This window comes from Bacillus sp. CBEL-1, assembly GCF_004348885.1.
GTDB lineage: Bacteria > Bacillota > Bacilli > Bacillales > Bacillaceae_H > Priestia > Priestia aryabhattai_A.
Genome location: NZ_SBIM01000001.1, coordinates 1 through 17,060, shown reverse-complemented (window position 1 = coordinate 17,060; position 17,060 = coordinate 1). Strand labels below are relative to the sequence as shown.

Genomic DNA, 17,060 nt, shown 5'->3' with positions numbered 1-17,060 from the left:
TGTAAACGGCTTTTAAATTTTCAACTTAGTTTGCTTTAATCCATTTCGATTCCTCTATTCCAAGTCCTTCATTGGTCATATCGGTAATAATGTAATCAACCTCTTCTAAGTCTTGAATTTTGTAAGTGGCTATACGCCCAATCTTTGAAGAGTCACTTAAAACATAAGACTGTTTAGAGTTATTGATAAAGATACTAGAAAGGAGGCATTTATCTAAATCATAGCTCGTGACTCCTGCATGTTCATCAATTCCATCAACTGATATGAAAGCTTTATCTACAAAAAACTCTTTTGCCATTTTTTCAGCTAGAGAACCTGCTGTACGAAAATGATTTCCCTTTACATATCCACCTAGGAAGATTACCTTTCCTTTAAAGCCACTTTTATCACCTTCTTGCTCCATCAACTGGACAGCAAATGGAAATGAGTTGGTAATAACGGTAACATTACTTTTGACCTTTATTGAATTAGCCATCTGTAATGTTGTACTTCCTTCATCAATAAAAATTACATCTCCATCCTCAACAAGTGACGCAGCTTTTAAACCAATTATCATCTTCTTATCTATATGAAGTATTCTTCTCTTAAACATTGATAACTCGCTTAAGCCTTCTTCAATTCTTACTGCTCCACCATGAACTTTTTTGATTTTGTTTTCATTTTCCAACTCTTCTAAGTGCCGACGAATTGTTTCTGCTGATACATGAAACCTTTTGGCAAGTTCATTCACCTTCACTTGACCTTCATTATTAATAAGTTCTATAATTCTTTTTTTTCTTTCCTCAGCTAATAAAGACATAGTGTATTCTCCCTTTCCTTCTAGCTCAATTATAAAAAAGATTTGTAAAGCATTTATTAATAGGTTGTTAACAAATTGTGATATTGTGTTGTTTTATGTGAATATGTATTGTTTTTTCACATGAATGAATTTTTAACTTTACTACAGTTAGAAATTCACCATAATTCTATTGCAACCGTTTAGAGGAAGTTTCTCAAGAACCGTGATATAATTTTTATCAGTAAGCGATTCCAAGCATACTACATTAGATTTCGGAAAAATAAGTCTTTTTTGAGGAGAAGAAGAAAGATGGATTTAGATCAAGAATCTTTAGTAACAAAAGAACAAACAATCTTTAATCATGTAGGTAATAAAATTATAGTAAGAGATAAAGAGATTGATATCATAGCTCGTTTAGAAGAGCCGCTCATTCTCGTACTGGACAATGTGCTAAGCGACGCAGAATGCGATGAACTAATTCAGCTATCTAAAGATAAGATGCAGCGCTCTAAAATTGGAGCTTCACGTGAAGTTAATAATATCCGTACAAGCAGCGGGATGTTTTTCGACGAAAGCGAGAATCCACTTGTGCAGAAAATCGAAATGCGCACCTCAGAAATCATGGGCATTCCAACTAGCCATGCTGAGGGGCTTCAAATTTTAAACTATTTACCAGATCAAGAATATCGAGCACACCATGATTACTTCGCTCCTACAAGCAAAGCCGCGAAGAACAATCGAATCAGCACGCTCGTTATGTATTTAAATGATGTAGAAGAAGGCGGCGACACTTATTTTCCAAAGCTCGGGTTTTCCGTTACGCCGAAAAAAGGTATGGCCGTATACTTTGAATACTTCTATACAAATCAAGAACTTAACGACTTAACTCTTCACGGCGGTGCACCCGTTGTAAAAGGTGAAAAGTGGGTAGCAACTCAGTGGATGCGTAAACAGAGAATTCGATAAATGTTATCTTGCTATGTAACAAAATACAAGGCCTGCTCAAGTGAGCAGGCCTTGTATTTTGTTAACTCTTTTTTAAATTAATATTTAGCCTTTAATTTATCGAGAAGCCCATATTAATCAAAGAAAAGCAAGACATATTCCTAATCAACCTCAAACTAATTCAACGAGTGATAGTCCATATCCATCAGAATTGCATTCACCTTATCAAGGCGTTTTTTCGTTCGTTCAGGATAATTAATTGCCAAAGCGCTGATTATATAATCTGCTACAAACATTGATGATACAACTGAATTATGAAAAGCAATGCTGCTTGAATTGCATGACAGTACTATATCAGAATGAGAAGCAAGAGGAGACGAGTAACTGTCAGTAATTGAAATGATTTTTACACCATTGTTTTTTGCCGTTCGGGTAAGGTCAATAATCCGCCGAGCATATCTTGGAAAGCTAATCGCAATTACTAAATCGTTCTCGTCCAGGCCAACCATGCTATCTGCCCAATCACTTAAATCGGCTATAAATAGACTGGTATTCCCAAAGAGCCTGTTTAATCCATGCGTCAAATACTGTGCAACCGGTAATCCGCTTCTAACGCCTGTACAAATAATTCGATTTGCTGATAAGATTGCTTTTTGTGTATCCTCAAGCACTTCGTTGGAAATTACATCAATGGTACTTTGGATATTGCTAATCTGCCTTTCTGCATAGCGCCCCCACAAATCGGCCTCTTTAATTCCCTTTATATTTGCTTCAAGCCTTGTTTGAGGAGCAGCTTGGTTTCTTAGATTTTCTTGAAGCCCTTTTTGAAATTCAGTGTAACCTGAATACCCAAGGTTAAATGTTAACCGCATTATCGTTGTTGTACTTGTCTTTACTACTCCTGCCAATTGATCTACGGTCAAAAAAGCTACATCAAGCGGATGTTTAATAATGTAGTCTGCTACTTTTCGCTGTGTTTCCGTTAATTCACCAATTCTTTGTTGTAATTTCACAATAGGATTTTCCATATTATCTCTCCAGACAATTGGGTAATGTGTTAATTTTTCCACCTTTTTTCATCTGAGAAAATATTATCACGATTTTTCATTCTTGTAAAAAAAGCATATTATTCTCATAGAAATAGCTACACTAAAAATTACCTTGTTCAACAAAAATTCTAGATATAATAGTAATTATACAGTTACTTATAAAGAGAATGAGTTAGCTGCAAATAGAAATAATTGAAATTTCATCTAAAAAAGAAAGCAGACGATATCTCTAGAATTCGTCTGCTTTCTTTTTCCTAACGAACATGCTCTAATTTTTCATCAAATTCATCTGAAGAATAAGCATGTCCTTCATTTAATTTTTCATTGGGGAGATATCCGAGAATAAAGCCAAGTATTCCAGCTAATGCACTAATCATAAAGGTTGGAGTAGAAAATATGTCCCAAGACTTCTGTATTAAATAACCTTTTTGAAACAGGATTCCTGCCAGTTGACCAAAGACTAAACAGGTTCCGCCAGCTAAAAACAGCAAAAGACAAGTTTTAAATAAAAAAGCAATGATATTCCTCATTTTTTCACTCTCCTCTAATTTAGTACTGGCAAGAAGCCCATTGCAATGAAATAACCAATCAATAAAATTGGAATAACATAATATAAAATTAAAGGAACGAAAGTCTTTTCAGGACTCGCACCTGCGAGGGAAGCCGCAATAAATATTGATCCAGAAGCAGGTGGCGATGCACCTTCCGTTGAAGCAAAAACAAGAATTGCAACTACTGCAAGTAAAGGATCAACTCCAGCTGATACCATTGCTGCAAAAGCCACCATTCCAATAGCGGTTAATGTAGCTGTGGATGAAAGTGGACCAGCAACTAAAGCTACAAGAAGGGAAATTACCAGAACCATTAACCACTTAGAAATTGCAATAGAGTCCATGACAGCTGTTAAATCTTCAGCAAGACCTAAATCAGTCAACACTTGGCTAGAAGCATAAGCAAAAACAAGTAGTGCTCCTATTGTGGAAAAACGGGGAATCGCTTTATTTAAAAAGTTATTCCAACCCTTTGCTGTCTTTGGTAATTTAGTCCATCCAACCATCATGCTAATGAAGATAATTAGAATTGGTATCCATGTGATTAATGAAATACTTTCCATTGCATCACTGCCGATATTTTGATTTTCCATAAGTTTTTTAGCAAGAGGTCCAATTGTAATTACAATTGGAATTAATGCGCCCAAAAAAATCAATGTTGATTTCCAACCTGTACTTAACGCTTCTCTTAACGGCTGAATAAATTCCGGTGAAACCGCTTTAATATTATCACGCTTAACAAAATACATAATAAGAAATATACGATAAATTATTTGGTATACTCCCGCAATAAATAAAGCTACATACAAATCCCCTTCTGACACGACGGCTGCAATAGGGGCAAATCCAAGCATAATAAACATTGATGCACTAGGTGGTAATGCTGCACCAAGGCCACCATTACCAGCTACAATAGTAGCAGCTCGCTCCCGACTAAAATTGGACTGCACCATCCACGGCGCAGTAATAGAGCCCGTAGTAGCTGTATTCCCTGAGTTTGAACCTGCAAGCGTTCCCATTATTCCTGATGCAATTGTATCAACGTATGCAGCTCCCCCAGGTAGACGTCCTAATAGAGAGTTCAGTATTTTTACAAGACTAGCAATAATGGCAGTATGATCAATAACATATGCCATAAATACAAATGCTACAGATGCGTACAAAACATCATTTGTACCCGCAAAGAGAAGACCATTCCATATTAAATCGAAAAATTCCGTCCCACCGAACAAAGCAGTTGCAATAAACCCAGCAAGCATTGCCTCTGCAATATTGCGTTTAAGTACTAGATTCCAAAACACAATTATACCAATAAATACAAGTAACGCCCAAATTCCAACCCCCATGTCTACACCTTCTTTCACCACTTTTATAAATACCGCTTCGTATTATTATCTTATTTTTATGTAATTACTTTAAATGCTTCAATGACTTGCTTCCAATGTTCTGGCTTTTGCCCTTGATATTTTTCTTTGAAATTTAGTAAAGCAAGCTTTTCAATTTTAGCTTTTGCTGCTTTTGATATGCTAGAATCAATCTGAGCTGATTCTAGCATATCAATTGTGCCCCCAAGCTCAATAGAACGTCGATTTGCATGAAGGGCAGTTCCCGTCACAAGGCGATTCATTGTTTCTTCAAAGCTTTTTCCATTAATGGTCTCACTTAATGAATCGATAACAAGATTTTCAACATTGTAATGTTGAGCAGCTTCTAATAATTCAATATATAAGCCAACGATTCCTTTCATATAAATACTTCTTATCAATTTAGCGGCTGTTGCTTCACCAGGTAGCTCGCTTACTTTCTCAATATTCATTTCATATATGGACATTTTTTCAATAAAAGTATCGGTACCATTACCACTTGCTAGAATAGGTACTCTATGTTTATAAACTGGTAAAGGCCCCATCATAGCGGCATCTACAAATTCCCCGCCAACACTATTTACGTTTGCTGCTATTTGTTTTTTAATAGTGGGCTTAGCTGCTGAAACATCAATATAAAGGCACTTACCCTTAACGTATGATACTAATTGTCTACTTACCTCATATGCCTTGTCTGCAGGGACTGCAACAATGACTGCTTCGGAGCTTCTCATTATTTCTTCAGGTGACTCTAATATTGTAACGTTGGCTGCTTTAGCTCGATCTTGAATGAGATTACTATATTCTGTCATATTCCAAAGCGGATCATATGCCTTTATTTTTTTAATCCCTTGTTCATTGAGGCCAAATGCTAATTCAAAGGCCGCTTCACCAAATCCGATAAATCCTAAATTCATGTTTCATTTGCCTCCTTTAGTATTCAAATGCTTTGATTTTTTCAGCTAACCATTCTGGTGCGATACTTGTTTTATCTGTTTTTTCTTGGCTTTTACTTTCCTCATAGTTATCAATCAATTGTAAACGTTTTTTTTCGTATTCAAGCTTTTTTTCTGCTTTCAAAAGTACATCTTCCACTTTCTCTTGAGGAACAACCACTATACCATCATCATCACCAACTATTAAATCGCCTGGGTGAACCGTAACTCCAGCACAAGATATTGGTATATTAATAGCACCAGGACCATCTTTAAACGGCCCATTAGGAATGAAGCCTTTTGCATAAACGGGAAGTCCTATTTCACTCAGCATTTCTTTATCCCTGACTAAACCATCAATGACAATTCCTTCGATACCAACTGCTTTGGCTGCTTTAGCCATTAACTCTCCTAAATAAGCGTTTTCAACGTGCCCTTTTCCATTTGCCACAAGCACATACCCTTCGCCCCCGCAGTATATTCCTTGGTGTAAAAATAAGTTATCCCCTGCTCTCATTTCAACTGTTAATGCTGTACCAACTACATGCATATTTGAGGATACTGGCTTAACCCTATAATCCATTGAACCTGTACATCCTAAGGCATCTGATATAAGTGTTGTATTCAATTTCTTAGCTCTCATAATAATTTCCTGAGACAAAAGCGGTGCTGTATAACTCACGTGCATACACTCCTCGAATTTAAATATTTTTTAAATTTCCAGCTCTGTTCTCCCACCAATCTGATAACGCTTACAAATAAAAATTTTAGATCGCTTTCCTTTGTAATAAAAATAACAACAATCGATAATAAAAGTAAAAATTTTTACTTCTTAAACAAAATATTAACATTGTTATTTCTTGGTGTAAACATTTTTTAAAAATTTAAATTATTTAAAGTTAAAAAGGAACTATAGCTAAAATAAAAAGCCTCTCAACAGTTTTTTAACTGTTGAGAGGCTTTTTTATAATTAGCTGTTTTATTTTATCACAGGGTTGCCATATTTTATAAAACAAAAACAACTCTGAAGACAAGAAAAACATATCATCGTTTTAGACGTTGATATAATAAAGTTTTAAACCTTTAATTACATCATGCCGCCCATTCCACCCATGCCGCCCATGTCAGGCATTGCAGGAGCTGCGTTTTCTTCTGGCTTGTCAGCAACAACTGCTTCAGTTGTTAAGAACATAGCCGCTACAGAAGAAGCGTTTTGAAGTGCTGAACGCGTTACTTTTGTTGGGTCAACGATACCAGAATCAAGCATGTTTACCCATTCGCCAGTTGCAGCGTTGAATCCAGTTCCAACCGCTTCGCCTTTTAGACGCTCAACGATTACTGATCCTTCTAGACCTGCGTTATGAGCGATTTGACGTACAGGCTCTTCAATCGCACGTAATACGATGTTGATACCTGTTGCAACGTCGCCTTCAGCTTCGATTCCAGCAACTTTATTGTAGATATTTACTAATGCAGTACCACCACCAGCTACGATACCTTCTTCAACCGCAGCGCGAGTAGAGTTTAATGCATCTTCAATACGTAATTTACGCTCTTTTAATTCTGTTTCAGTAGCTGCACCAACTTTAATTACAGCAACACCACCAGCAAGCTTCGCTAGGCGCTCTTGTAATTTTTCGCGGTCGAACTCTGAAGTTGTTTCTTCAAGCTGAGCTTTGATTTGGTTAACGCGAGCTAAAATTTCTTCTGCGTTGCCTGCGCCGTTTACAACTGTTGTGTTTTCTTTTGTTACCACAACTTTAGAAGCGCGACCTAATTGCTCAATGCTTGCAGATTTTAAGTCAAGACCAAGTTCTTCAGTGATTACTTCACCACCAGTTAAAATCGCAACGTCTTGAAGCATTGCTTTACGACGGTCACCAAAGCCTGGAGCTTTAACTGCTACCGCTGTGAATGTACCGCGAAGCTTGTTCACAACTAATGTTGCTAATGCTTCACCTTCTACATCTTCAGCAATGATTAATAGTGGCTTACCTTGTTGAACAACTTGCTCTAATACTGGTAAGATTTCTTGAATGTTACCAATTTTCTTATCTGTGATTAAGATATATGGATCTTCTAATACAGCTTCCATTTTGTCTGAATCAGTTACCATGTATGGAGATGCATATCCACGATCAAATTGCATACCTTCTACAACTTCTAATTCAGTTGTGAAACCTTTAGACTCTTCAAGCGTGATAACACCGTCGTTACCAACGCGCTCCATTGCTTCAGCGATTAATTGACCTACTTCTTCGTCAGCCGCTGAGATAGCCGCTACTTGCGCAATTGAATCTTTACCTTGAATTGGTTTAGAGATTGCTTTTAGCTCTTCAATCGCTACTGCTACTGCTTTTTCCATACCCTTACGGATACCCATTGGGTTTGCACCAGCCGTTACGTTTTTAAGACCTTCACGAATCATTGCTTGTGCTAAAACTGTTGCAGTTGTCGTACCGTCACCAGCAACGTCGTTTGTTTTGCTAGCAACTTCTGCTACTAATTTTGCACCCATGTTTTCGAATGCATCTTCTAATTCAATTTCTTTTGCAATTGTTACACCGTCATTTGTAATTAATGGAGAACCGAATTTTTTCTCTAGTACTACGTTACGCCCTTTTGGTCCAAGCGTTACTTTTACAGCATTTGCTAATGTATCTACACCACGTAGCATTGAGCGGCGTGCTTCTTCGCTAAACTTAATGTCTTTTGCCATTTGACTCATCCTCCTAATTGTTTAAAAATAGTCTATTGTACATATATTAAATTAAAAGTCGTTATGAATAATTAGCCGATTACAGCTAAAATGTCGCTTTCGCGTAAAAGTAAGTATTCAGTACCTTCGTATTTCACTTCAGTACCAGCATATTTTGAGAAGATAATACGATCGCCTGCAGCTACTTCTAATGCTACACGCTCACCGCTTTCTAATACTCGACCTGTACCAACAGCAACAACTTTACCTTCTTGTGGTTTCTCTTTAGCGCTGTCTGGTAATACGATACCGCTTGCTGTTTTTTCCTCAGATTTTACAAGTTCAATCACTACGCGATCACCTAATGGCTTTAACAAGTGAAACAACCTCCTCAAATAATATGTTTTTACATTTTATTAGCACTCAACCTCATCGAGTGCTAACACATTTATTATATTAAAACAAAGTGGCTTTTTTTTGCAAGTATTAAACACAAAAAATTTTAAAAAATCCTTTTTCAACTCATACTACTCGTACCCACATAAAAAGAAGGCATTCTTTTATCTCTCATATAATATGTATGTTACAATACGAACAAGAAGAAACATATCAAAAAGCTTCCCTACATGTTCTTCGACAATGATACATAAAAAACCTTTTAAAGGAGTATGGAAGATTGGAAAAGCGCTATGGTTATATCGTACTGACTTATATCATCATGCAGTTTTCTGGAATTTTAGGCATTCCATTATTATTATCGCTTGGACTGTTTAATGACGAACCTGTTAGAGTAGCTAGACAGCTTGCAATGACTTACTGGACAATCACCAGCTTTAGCTTGGCTTTAATAATTGTACTTGTGTTGTTAAAGCGTGAAATGTCAATGAGGCATGAACATGCTGGCTTACCAACAGCTATCTTCTGGTCCATCTTTGGCATCTTTTTAGCAATGGCTTCTCAATCCGTAGCTGCCATGATTGAAATGAACTTATTTGGTATTGAACCCGGTTCTGAAAATACGGAAATGATCTTGAATTTAGTGAAAGTTACGCCTTTATTAATTGTTGTCACATCCGTTATTGGACCAATTTTAGAAGAGATTATCTTCCGCAAAATCATCTTTGGTTCTTTATATCGTAAATATAATTTCTTTATTTCAGCCTTTATTAGTTCGCTTATATTTGCAGCAGTCCATTGGGATTTTGAACATTTATTAATTTACACAGCTATGGGGTTTGTATTTGCGTTTTTATATGCAAGAACGAAGCTAATTATTGTTCCAATTATCGCTCATGTCTTAATGAACACGATCGTTGTATTAGTCCAAACAATTTTCGCTGATGAAATTATTGAAATTCAAAAGCAAGCTGAACAGCTACAATTTATTATTAAAGGACTTGGTTTATGAATAACATCCCTCTAACCAGAGGATTTATCTACTTAATTATGGGAATCCTCTTTACTTATTTAGCTATTTTAAGCGTCGATACCACCGTATGGACCTTACCAACAATCTTATTTGCCTTAGTCGCTGCTTTTGACTTTCGCTTTGCCATTCGAATCTTTTCATTGCATCGCAAGATTAAAAAGCTTCAAGAGCAATATAAAAAGTCAAATAGCAATGATTCTCAGAAATAAAGAAAGCCCCTGTTATAAGGGGCTTTTTTCGTTATTCAGAAGGCATTTCAACAGATTCTTCATATTCCTGCCTATTTTTTAACATTTGACGATAAGAGATACGAGAAATAATAATGCTAATTTCATAAAGGATAAATAAAGGAATTGTAACCATTAGATGTGATAGCAATTCTGGAGGTGTAATAAAAGCCGCTATGACTAATAGCACAAAATAAGCATACTTCCGGATACCGCTTAGGAACTGTGGCGTTACAATACCCAGTCTTGTTAAAAACATAATGACAACAGGTAACTGAAACAATAAACCAAACGGTAGTGTAAGCTGAAATAAAAATGAAAAGTATTCATTAATACCAATAACTTGGTTAACATCTAGCTTATCTGCTATTCGAATCATAAACTCTACCACAAAAGGAAAGAGAACAAAGTAAGCGAACGAAATACCAGTAAGAAATAAGATGATTGAAATTGGAATGTATCCAAGAGTTACTTTTCTCTCTTTATCATACAACCCTGGACTTATAAATGCCCATAATTGATAGAGTGCAATAGGAGCAGAAACAACACATCCGATGACAAACGCAAACTGCATATAAATCTTAACAGGGTCCGTCAATTTAAATGCATTCATTGTTAACGAGCTTGCCTCGTCCGCTGATTGGAGATAAATAATGACGCGGTCTGCTAAGAAGAAACCGCCGATTGTAGCAATAAAAAAGAAAAAGACGACGATTAAAATCCGTTTTCGCAGTTCACCAATATGATCATATACAGACATTTCTTGTTCGTTCATATGTCAATCATTCCTCTATTGATTTCGTTCTTTCTTCTTACCCTCTTCTTCGTTATCTTCCATTATTCCTTTAGTGGCGCTTTTAAACTCCCTTAACGTATGGCCTACAGCTCGACCAAGCTCTGGAAGTTTCTTCGGTCCAAAAATTAGCAATGCAAAAATTACAATTAAGATAACACTACCTGCACCTAATCCCATGGTTTTCCCTCCTTTATTACGTATATATTCTATTATATATTATTTTCAGGATAATTTTTCAAAAAGTAAACCAATGACTGAAGCTCTACGGCTAAATCAATATGATGTAGACGAATCGAACTTGGCACATTTAAGCGTGCAGGCGTAAAGTTTAAAATACCTTTAATCCCACATTTAACTAAGCGATCCGTAATTTGCTGTGCCACTGTAGCTGGAACTGTTAGAATTGCAACGGAAATATCCTCCGTCATATGTTCTTCAAGCTTATCTAAATGGTAAACAGGTACGTCTCCAACGTGAGTGCCTACCTTGTCTTCAATAACATCAAAAGCAAATTCAATCTTTGTATTGTTATTTTTAATAAAATTGTAGTTTAAAAAGGCTGTTCCTAGATTACCAACGCCAATTAAAGCAACTTTGGTTACCTCATCTTGATCTAATGTTTTACGAAAAAAGCTCAGTAAATAATTGACGTTATAGCCATATCCCTTTTTACCCAAGGCTCCAAAATAGGAAAAATCGCGACGAATTGTTGCGGAGTCTACTTTCACTGCTTCGCTTAATTCTGCTGACGATACACGTTGCTTACCAGAAGCATGTAGATTTTTAATAAAACGATAGTATAGCGGCAACCGCTTTGCTGTAGCTTGTGGTATTTTTAAGTTTTCTGTATTCATCTTGTGCCCCCTTAATTACGATAGATATAATGGCTATCGTTCAAATCTCCGCTTAAATTAGCAAGATTCTCTTTTCAAACTAGATAGCGCTTCCATTAAGTGAATCTTCTATTCACTCATGAACAGTAGTCTATAGTTTATTTTAACACAGTCTGTGTGGTAATAATGAATTCTACACATAATTTTATGGAAATGCTTATGCCATACACGTATTCATACTTCCGTCTTAAAAATATGTTAAAATACACTATGTCGAAATGAGTAGAGGTGAAATGATGATTATTCTACAGTTAAATGGAATTACGAAATATTACGGGGCAGACCCGATTTTATCAAATATAAAACTTGAAGTTCAATCTAAAGACCGCATTGCACTGGTTGGTCGAAACGGAGCAGGTAAATCAACGCTTTTAAAAATTATTTCTGGTGAACTTTCCTACGACAGTGGAGAGATTATGAAACCAAAAGAAACAACGATTGACTACATGGGACAAGATACAGTGTTAGAATCCACTTTATCTATTTGGGACGAAATGTTAACCGTCTTCAAGCCTTTGCAAAGAATGGAGAAAGAACTAAGAAAGCTTGAAGAAAAAATGGGGGATCCTTCTTATCAGCACGATTCTATCAACTATGAAAAGCTCTTAAAGGAATACGACCAGCTTCAAATTTCCTTTAAAGATCTAGGTGGATACCAATATGAAGCTGATATTCGTTCAATCCTACACGGATTTCGCTTTTCAAACTTTGACTATTCCACCCCAATTTCTACACTAAGCGGTGGCCAAAAAACGCGACTGGCTTTAGCTAAGCTGTTATTAACTAAACCTGATTTATTAATTCTGGATGAACCTACCAACCACCTTGACATTGAAACATTGGCTTGGTTAGAGCAATTTTTACAAAACTACGATGGTGCTATCCTAATTGTATCGCATGATCGCTACTTCCTTGATAAAGTGGTTACACAAGTCTATGAAGTAAGTCAAAAAACCACTTATAAGTATCCTGGTAACTACTCAAATTATTTAACACAAAAAGCTGAACGCTACGAGCGTGAAATGAAACAATTTGAAAAACAGCAGGATGAAGTAGCAAAACTTAATGATTTCATTCAGAGAAATATCGCTAGAGCTTCAACAACAAAGCGAGCTCAGAGCAGACGTAAACAGCTAGAACGTATGGAGCTAATGGATCGGCCAAACGATGGTGAGAAAGGTGCAAACTTTTCCTTTGACATTGAGCGGCAAAGTGGAAATGAAGTGCTAAAAGCTGACAATCTCTCCATTGGATATGAAGAGAATCAGTTTATTGTAAAAAACATTAACCTTCGTGCTACTCGTCAGGATAGCATTGCCTTGGTAGGTCCAAACGGGATCGGTAAATCCACTCTGTTAAAAGGCTTAATGAATAAACTTCCTTTTGTTTCAGGAGAAATCCAATTTGGTTCTAACGTAGCAGTAGGCTATTATGATCAAGAACAAGCAAACTTGACGTCTAACAAAACTGTACTCAATGAATTATGGGACGACTATCCTACTACTACTGAAAAAGAAATTCGGACTGTGCTCGGTAATTTTTTATTTTCAGGTGACGATGTCTTAAAGATTGTTTCCACATTAAGCGGTGGAGAAAAAGCAAGACTCGCTTTAGCAAAACTGATGATGCAAAAAGCAAACTTTCTAATTCTAGATGAACCTACCAACCACCTTGACCTAGATAGTAAACAAGTATTGGAGAATGCATTAATCTCTTATCCAGGTACACTTTTATTTGTTTCCCATGACCGTTACTTTATCAACAGAGTTACCAACAAGGTTATCGAATTGTCTGCAGAGGGCACAACAGAGTTTTTAGGAGACTATGACTACTACGTTGAGAAAAAAGCAGAAATGGAAGAAAGAAAAGAGCTTGAAGCAGCAAACATGGCTGAAGAGTTACCTGTAGGGAAAAGTGTCAAAACATCATATATACAAGATAAGGAACAAAAAAAGCTTCTAAGGCAGCGAAAAAGAAGAATTGAAGAGATCGAGGAACGCATTGCTGAAGTAGAAGCACAATTAGAGCAAAATGAAGAGCTTTTATGCGACCCAGTAATTTACCAAAATCATGAAGAATCTCAGCGTTTAAACAGTGAGAACCAAACTTTTCAACAAGAGTTATCCACATTAATGGAAGAGTGGGAAGAACTTCAGCTAATTATTGAGGAAAGCTAACAGTTATACACAAAAGAAGCCCATACACCTTTTGGTGATGGGCTTTATTACATGCATTATCCACAGTTAATTCTAAATTGATTGAAAATTGTGGATAACCACTACATTATCCACAATTCTCTATTCTAACACTAACCCAGGATTCGCATTTAATGACATCGTTGCTCGTCTATCTTTACGATATAAAATGCTGGCTGCTGCTCCAATCATAGCAGCGTTATCCGTACATAAAGATAGTGGTGGAATCACTAACTCTACATCATCATACTTTTCAAATCGTTGCTGTAGAGCCTCTCGCAACCCTTTATTCGCAGCTACTCCACCCGCTAAGAGCAGTTGATTTACTTTGTATTCTTGAACAGCTTTTTCCGTTTTTGTTACCAAAACATCAACTACGCTAGCTTGAAAACTAGCTGCTAATGTTTGTGGATTAATATTTTCACCTTTTTGTTTTGCGTTATGCACAGTGTTGATAACTGCTGATTTCAAACCACTGAAACTAAAATCGTATGATCCATCTTCTAACCAAGCACGGGGTAAGTCAATTAACGGTTCACCTTCTTGAGCTAGACGATCAATATGAGGACCGCCTGGATATGGTAGCTGTAGCGTACGTGCCACTTTATCATATGCTTCACCGGCTGCATCATCTCTTGTTTCACCAATCACTTCAAAATGGCCGTGCTCTTTCATGTAAACAAGCTCTGTATGTCCACCGGAAACAACTAATGCTAGTAATGGAAATTTCAATGGCGTAATGAGTTGATTTGCATAAATATGTCCTGCAATATGATGTACAGGAATTAAGGGTTTTTGATGAGCAAAAGCTAATGCCTTTGCTGCATTGACACCAATTAATAATGCTCCAACTAAACCCGGTCCTTCTGTTACCGCGACTGCATCAATATCATCAAATGTCATACTAGATTGATTTAGAGCTTCTTCTACAACTATTGTAATTTGTTCAACATGATGCCTAGAAGCAATCTCAGGTACAACTCCTCCAAATCGTTTATGGCTTTCAATTTGAGAGGCTACTACGTTTGCAATAATTTCTGTGCCACCTCGAATAATGGCAACAGCCGTTTCGTCACAACTTGTTTCTATTGCTAATATTACTTCATTTTCTTTTTTCATAATTTCACCCACATAACTAATGCATCTTCATTGTTATCAGAATAATAATTTTTTCGTATGCCGCCAGCCTCAAAGCCTAGCTTTTTGTACAATGACTGTGCAATATGATTTGACGTTCTTACTTCTAGCGTCATTGAAAGTGCGCCTAGCTGTTTCACAACATCCATCGCAGCTTTAAGCAAAGCATATCCCAATCTTTTTCCTCTATACTTAGGAAGTATAGCAATATTAGTAATATGCGCTTCATCAATTACAATCCAAGTCCCACAATATCCAATAATTTGTTCATCTATTTCCATCACAAGGTAGGTAGAGAATTGATTGGCAGTTAATTCATTATAAAAGGCCTCTTTGCTCCAAGGTGTCGCAAACGCCTGTTTTTCAATTTCAACAACTTGATCAATATCTTCAACCTTCATTAAACGAAACTTTACTGTCGTAGTCATTTTCTCACTCATGTTTCGCTTCTTGTGCTTTTAGCCAGTTTGCTTCTGCCTCGGCTAGCCTAATATAATTAGGCACAAAAGCATGGACTGGTGTTGATTCCTTTTTCATACCTAAAAATGCTAACTCACTTGGACGAGGATTGTATTGTAAAACAGATGCAAAGAGTGCTTGTTCTCCTAAGACGCTAGTTAGTACTTCCTTATGCACTTCAACATCATTTCCAATAAATAAAATAGGTTCTTTGTATTCTTTCAATTTCTCAGCCCATTGTTCATTAATAATAAGCTGGTCTTTCTCTTCTTTACGTAGGTCCTCTCCATTATTAAAACGGTATAAGCCCGTGAAAATTTGTTGTCTACGTGCATCAAATAACGGAGAGATAAGCCCATTAAAATAACGGCCGTTAGCAGCTAGCACTTCAAGGCTCGATACTCCAACTAAAGGAATGTTAAGCGTCCACGCAAGTGTTTTAGCGACGGTTACCCCAATGCGTACACCCGTATAAGAACCAGGCCCTTCCGCTACTACAATTTTATCTAATTCTTTTGGTAAAGTATCGCAATCTGCTAGCAATGATTCAATCGCTCTCATCAAGCGAATGGAATGATTCTTTTTTAAATTTGTAATTACTTCTCCAATTACTTTATTCTCTTCAACCAATGCGACGCCCATTACAAAGTTTGACGTATCAATTGCTAATGTTTTCATAATTAAAAAGCTCCTTACATAGGTCAATATATCTTGCGCCCTTGGCTTTACAAACAAGCTTACGTGTTTTAGGCGTATCATGGTAAATATTAATCTGGACAAATTCCTCCGGTAGCTGCTCTTCAATTAAGTGAGCCCACTCAACAACGGTAACGCCATCACCATCAAAATACTCATCAAAGCCTAGATCTTCAAACTCTTCTCCTAAACGATACACATCCATGTGATACAGGGGCAATCGTCCATCTTTATATTCTTTAATAATAGTAAATGTAGGGCTGTTTACGTTTCTTTTAATTTCAAGGCCTTTTGCTAAGGCTTTGGTAAAGGTCGTCTTACCAGCTCCTAAATCTCCTTCTAGTAACAAAACATCACCTTTAGCTAACAACGAAGCCAGACGGTTCGCTAGCTTTTGTGTATCTTCAATAGAAGCAGATTGAATGACAAACTCTTCTAATGGTTTCATTTTTCAAATCCTCACTTTGCTCTCTCTAAATCAATTTATACCTCTATTGTATACGCAGTTCTTTGCTCATATCCAGCATATACATACAAAAAAGTCCCTAGGAACAGTCCTAAGGATCATAATTTTAATATAAAAAAAAAGACGAAACTTTTTGTTTCGTTTACATGGCGGTCCCGACGGGAATCGAACCCGCGATCTCCTGCGTGACAGGCAGGCATGTTAACCGCTACACCACGGGACCATTTGGTTGCGGGGACAGGATTTGAACCTGCGACCTTCGGGTTATGAGCCCGACGAGCTACCAGACTGCTCCACCCCGCGATAATATAAAGTCTGGCAACGTCCTACTCTCACAGGGACAAAGTCCCAACTACCATCGGCGCTAGAGAACTTAACTTCCGTGTTCGGCATGGGAACGGGTGTGACCTCTCTGCTATCGCCACCAGACATGAATTGAGAT

At 36.9% G+C, this 17,060-nt stretch carries 19 protein-coding genes, 2 tRNA genes and 1 rRNA gene; 4 read left to right on the top strand and 18 right to left on the bottom strand.

Annotated features, from left to right (window positions below):
* Positions 1 to 25: 25 nt before the first annotated feature.
* Entirely contained in the window at positions 26 to 799 is a 774-nt protein-coding gene (locus EPL02_RS00110) for a DeoR/GlpR family DNA-binding transcription regulator (RefSeq protein WP_131886726.1), read from the bottom strand.
* Between the two features lie 288 nt (positions 800 to 1,087).
* Between EPL02_RS00110 and EPL02_RS00105 the strand changes: the two genes are divergently transcribed.
* A complete protein-coding gene (locus EPL02_RS00105) occupies positions 1,088 to 1,744 on the top strand; it encodes a 2OG-Fe(II) oxygenase (RefSeq protein WP_131886725.1) in 657 nt (218 codons plus the stop codon).
* A 155-nt stretch (positions 1,745 to 1,899) separates the two neighbouring features.
* On the opposite strand, the gene EPL02_RS00100 is transcribed toward EPL02_RS00105, so the two are convergent.
* From EPL02_RS00100 to groES, 7 genes are all read right to left on the bottom strand, one after another.
* On the bottom strand, positions 1,900 to 2,751 hold the full coding sequence (locus EPL02_RS00100) for a MurR/RpiR family transcriptional regulator (RefSeq protein WP_131886724.1): 852 nt from the start codon (positions 2,749 to 2,751) through the stop codon (positions 1,900 to 1,902).
* Between the two features lie 275 nt (positions 2,752 to 3,026).
* Entirely contained in the window at positions 3,027 to 3,302 is a 276-nt protein-coding gene (locus EPL02_RS00095) for a hypothetical protein (protein ID WP_179289306.1), read from the bottom strand.
* Positions 3,303 to 3,316: 14 nt separating this feature from the next.
* Entirely contained in the window at positions 3,317 to 4,669 is a 1,353-nt protein-coding gene (locus EPL02_RS00090) for a TRAP transporter large permease subunit (RefSeq protein WP_094913310.1), read from the bottom strand.
* Positions 4,670 to 4,725: 56 nt separating this feature from the next.
* Positions 4,726 to 5,604 (bottom strand): DUF1932 domain-containing protein, encoded by an 879-nt coding sequence (locus EPL02_RS00085; RefSeq protein WP_131886723.1) that lies wholly within the window; start codon positions 5,602 to 5,604, stop codon positions 4,726 to 4,728.
* Positions 5,605 to 5,620: 16 nt separating this feature from the next.
* Entirely contained in the window at positions 5,621 to 6,310 is a 690-nt protein-coding gene (locus EPL02_RS00080) for an RraA family protein (protein WP_442956803.1), read from the bottom strand.
* A 399-nt stretch (positions 6,311 to 6,709) separates the two neighbouring features.
* Positions 6,710 to 8,341 (bottom strand): chaperonin GroEL, encoded by a 1,632-nt coding sequence (gene groL, locus EPL02_RS00075; RefSeq protein WP_094913308.1) that lies wholly within the window; start codon positions 8,339 to 8,341, stop codon positions 6,710 to 6,712.
* A gap of 71 nt (positions 8,342 to 8,412) precedes the next feature.
* On the bottom strand, positions 8,413 to 8,697 hold the full coding sequence (gene groES, locus EPL02_RS00070; RefSeq protein ID WP_025909994.1) for a co-chaperone GroES: 285 nt from the start codon (positions 8,695 to 8,697) through the stop codon (positions 8,413 to 8,415).
* Positions 8,698 to 8,996: 299 nt separating this feature from the next.
* Here groES and EPL02_RS00065 point away from each other — a divergent pair, with 299 nt between their 5' ends.
* Complete coding sequence (locus EPL02_RS00065) at positions 8,997 to 9,728, top strand: CPBP family intramembrane glutamic endopeptidase (RefSeq protein ID WP_094913307.1); 732 nt, start codon at positions 8,997 to 8,999, stop codon at positions 9,726 to 9,728.
* The gene (locus EPL02_RS00060) at positions 9,725 to 9,958 is read left to right on the top strand and encodes a YdiK family protein (RefSeq protein ID WP_094913306.1); all 234 of its coding nucleotides are present in this window, start codon (positions 9,725 to 9,727) and stop codon (positions 9,956 to 9,958) included. Before EPL02_RS00065 ends, EPL02_RS00060 begins: the two co-directional genes overlap by 4 nt.
* A 31-nt stretch (positions 9,959 to 9,989) precedes the next feature.
* Here EPL02_RS00060 and tatC read toward each other — a convergent pair whose 3' ends face one another.
* Genes tatC through EPL02_RS00045 form a run of 3 tightly spaced genes read right to left on the bottom strand, consistent with a single transcriptional unit; the run spans position 9,990 to position 11,626 of the window.
* Complete coding sequence (tatC, locus tag EPL02_RS00055) at positions 9,990 to 10,751, bottom strand: twin-arginine translocase subunit TatC (RefSeq protein ID WP_094913305.1); 762 nt, start codon at positions 10,749 to 10,751, stop codon at positions 9,990 to 9,992.
* A 15-nt stretch (positions 10,752 to 10,766) separates the two neighbouring features.
* On the bottom strand, positions 10,767 to 10,949 hold the full coding sequence (locus EPL02_RS00050) for a twin-arginine translocase TatA/TatE family subunit (protein ID WP_094913304.1): 183 nt from the start codon (positions 10,947 to 10,949) through the stop codon (positions 10,767 to 10,769).
* A 32-nt stretch (positions 10,950 to 10,981) separates the two neighbouring features.
* Positions 10,982 to 11,626 carry a redox-sensing transcriptional repressor Rex gene (locus EPL02_RS00045; RefSeq protein WP_094913303.1) on the bottom strand — a complete coding sequence of 215 codons (645 nt, stop codon included), beginning with the start codon at positions 11,624 to 11,626 and terminating at the stop codon, positions 10,982 to 10,984.
* A gap of 275 nt (positions 11,627 to 11,901) precedes the next feature.
* Here EPL02_RS00045 and EPL02_RS00040 point away from each other — a divergent pair, with 275 nt between their 5' ends.
* Positions 11,902 to 13,842 carry an ABC-F family ATP-binding cassette domain-containing protein gene (locus EPL02_RS00040; protein ID WP_131886736.1) on the top strand — a complete coding sequence of 647 codons (1,941 nt, stop codon included), beginning with the start codon at positions 11,902 to 11,904 and terminating at the stop codon, positions 13,840 to 13,842.
* 120 nt (positions 13,843 to 13,962) lie between these two features.
* On the opposite strand, the gene tsaD is transcribed toward EPL02_RS00040, so the two are convergent.
* From tsaD to rrf, 7 genes are all read right to left on the bottom strand, one after another.
* Positions 13,963 to 14,979 carry a tRNA (adenosine(37)-N6)-threonylcarbamoyltransferase complex transferase subunit TsaD gene (gene tsaD, locus EPL02_RS00035; RefSeq protein ID WP_094913301.1) on the bottom strand — a complete coding sequence of 339 codons (1,017 nt, stop codon included), beginning with the start codon at positions 14,977 to 14,979 and terminating at the stop codon, positions 13,963 to 13,965.
* A complete protein-coding gene (gene rimI / locus EPL02_RS00030; protein ID WP_131886720.1) occupies positions 14,976 to 15,425 on the bottom strand; it encodes a ribosomal protein S18-alanine N-acetyltransferase in 450 nt (149 codons plus the stop codon). Before rimI ends, tsaD begins: the two co-directional genes overlap by 4 nt.
* Positions 15,426 to 15,429: 4 nt before the next feature.
* Complete coding sequence (gene tsaB / locus EPL02_RS00025) at positions 15,430 to 16,134, bottom strand: tRNA (adenosine(37)-N6)-threonylcarbamoyltransferase complex dimerization subunit type 1 TsaB (protein WP_131886719.1); 705 nt, start codon at positions 16,132 to 16,134, stop codon at positions 15,430 to 15,432.
* Positions 16,115 to 16,600 carry a tRNA (adenosine(37)-N6)-threonylcarbamoyltransferase complex ATPase subunit type 1 TsaE gene (gene tsaE / locus EPL02_RS00020; protein ID WP_094913299.1) on the bottom strand — a complete coding sequence of 162 codons (486 nt, stop codon included), beginning with the start codon at positions 16,598 to 16,600 and terminating at the stop codon, positions 16,115 to 16,117. Before tsaE ends, tsaB begins: the two co-directional genes overlap by 20 nt.
* Positions 16,601 to 16,765: 165 nt before the next feature.
* Positions 16,766 to 16,841, bottom strand: a tRNA-Asp gene (locus EPL02_RS00015).
* Positions 16,842 to 16,844: 3 nt separating this feature from the next.
* Positions 16,845 to 16,921, bottom strand: a tRNA-Met gene (locus EPL02_RS00010).
* 10 nt (positions 16,922 to 16,931) lie between these two features.
* Positions 16,932 to 17,047: ribosomal RNA gene (gene rrf, locus EPL02_RS00005) — 5S ribosomal RNA — on the bottom strand.
* Between the last annotated feature and the right edge of the window lie 13 nt (positions 17,048 to 17,060).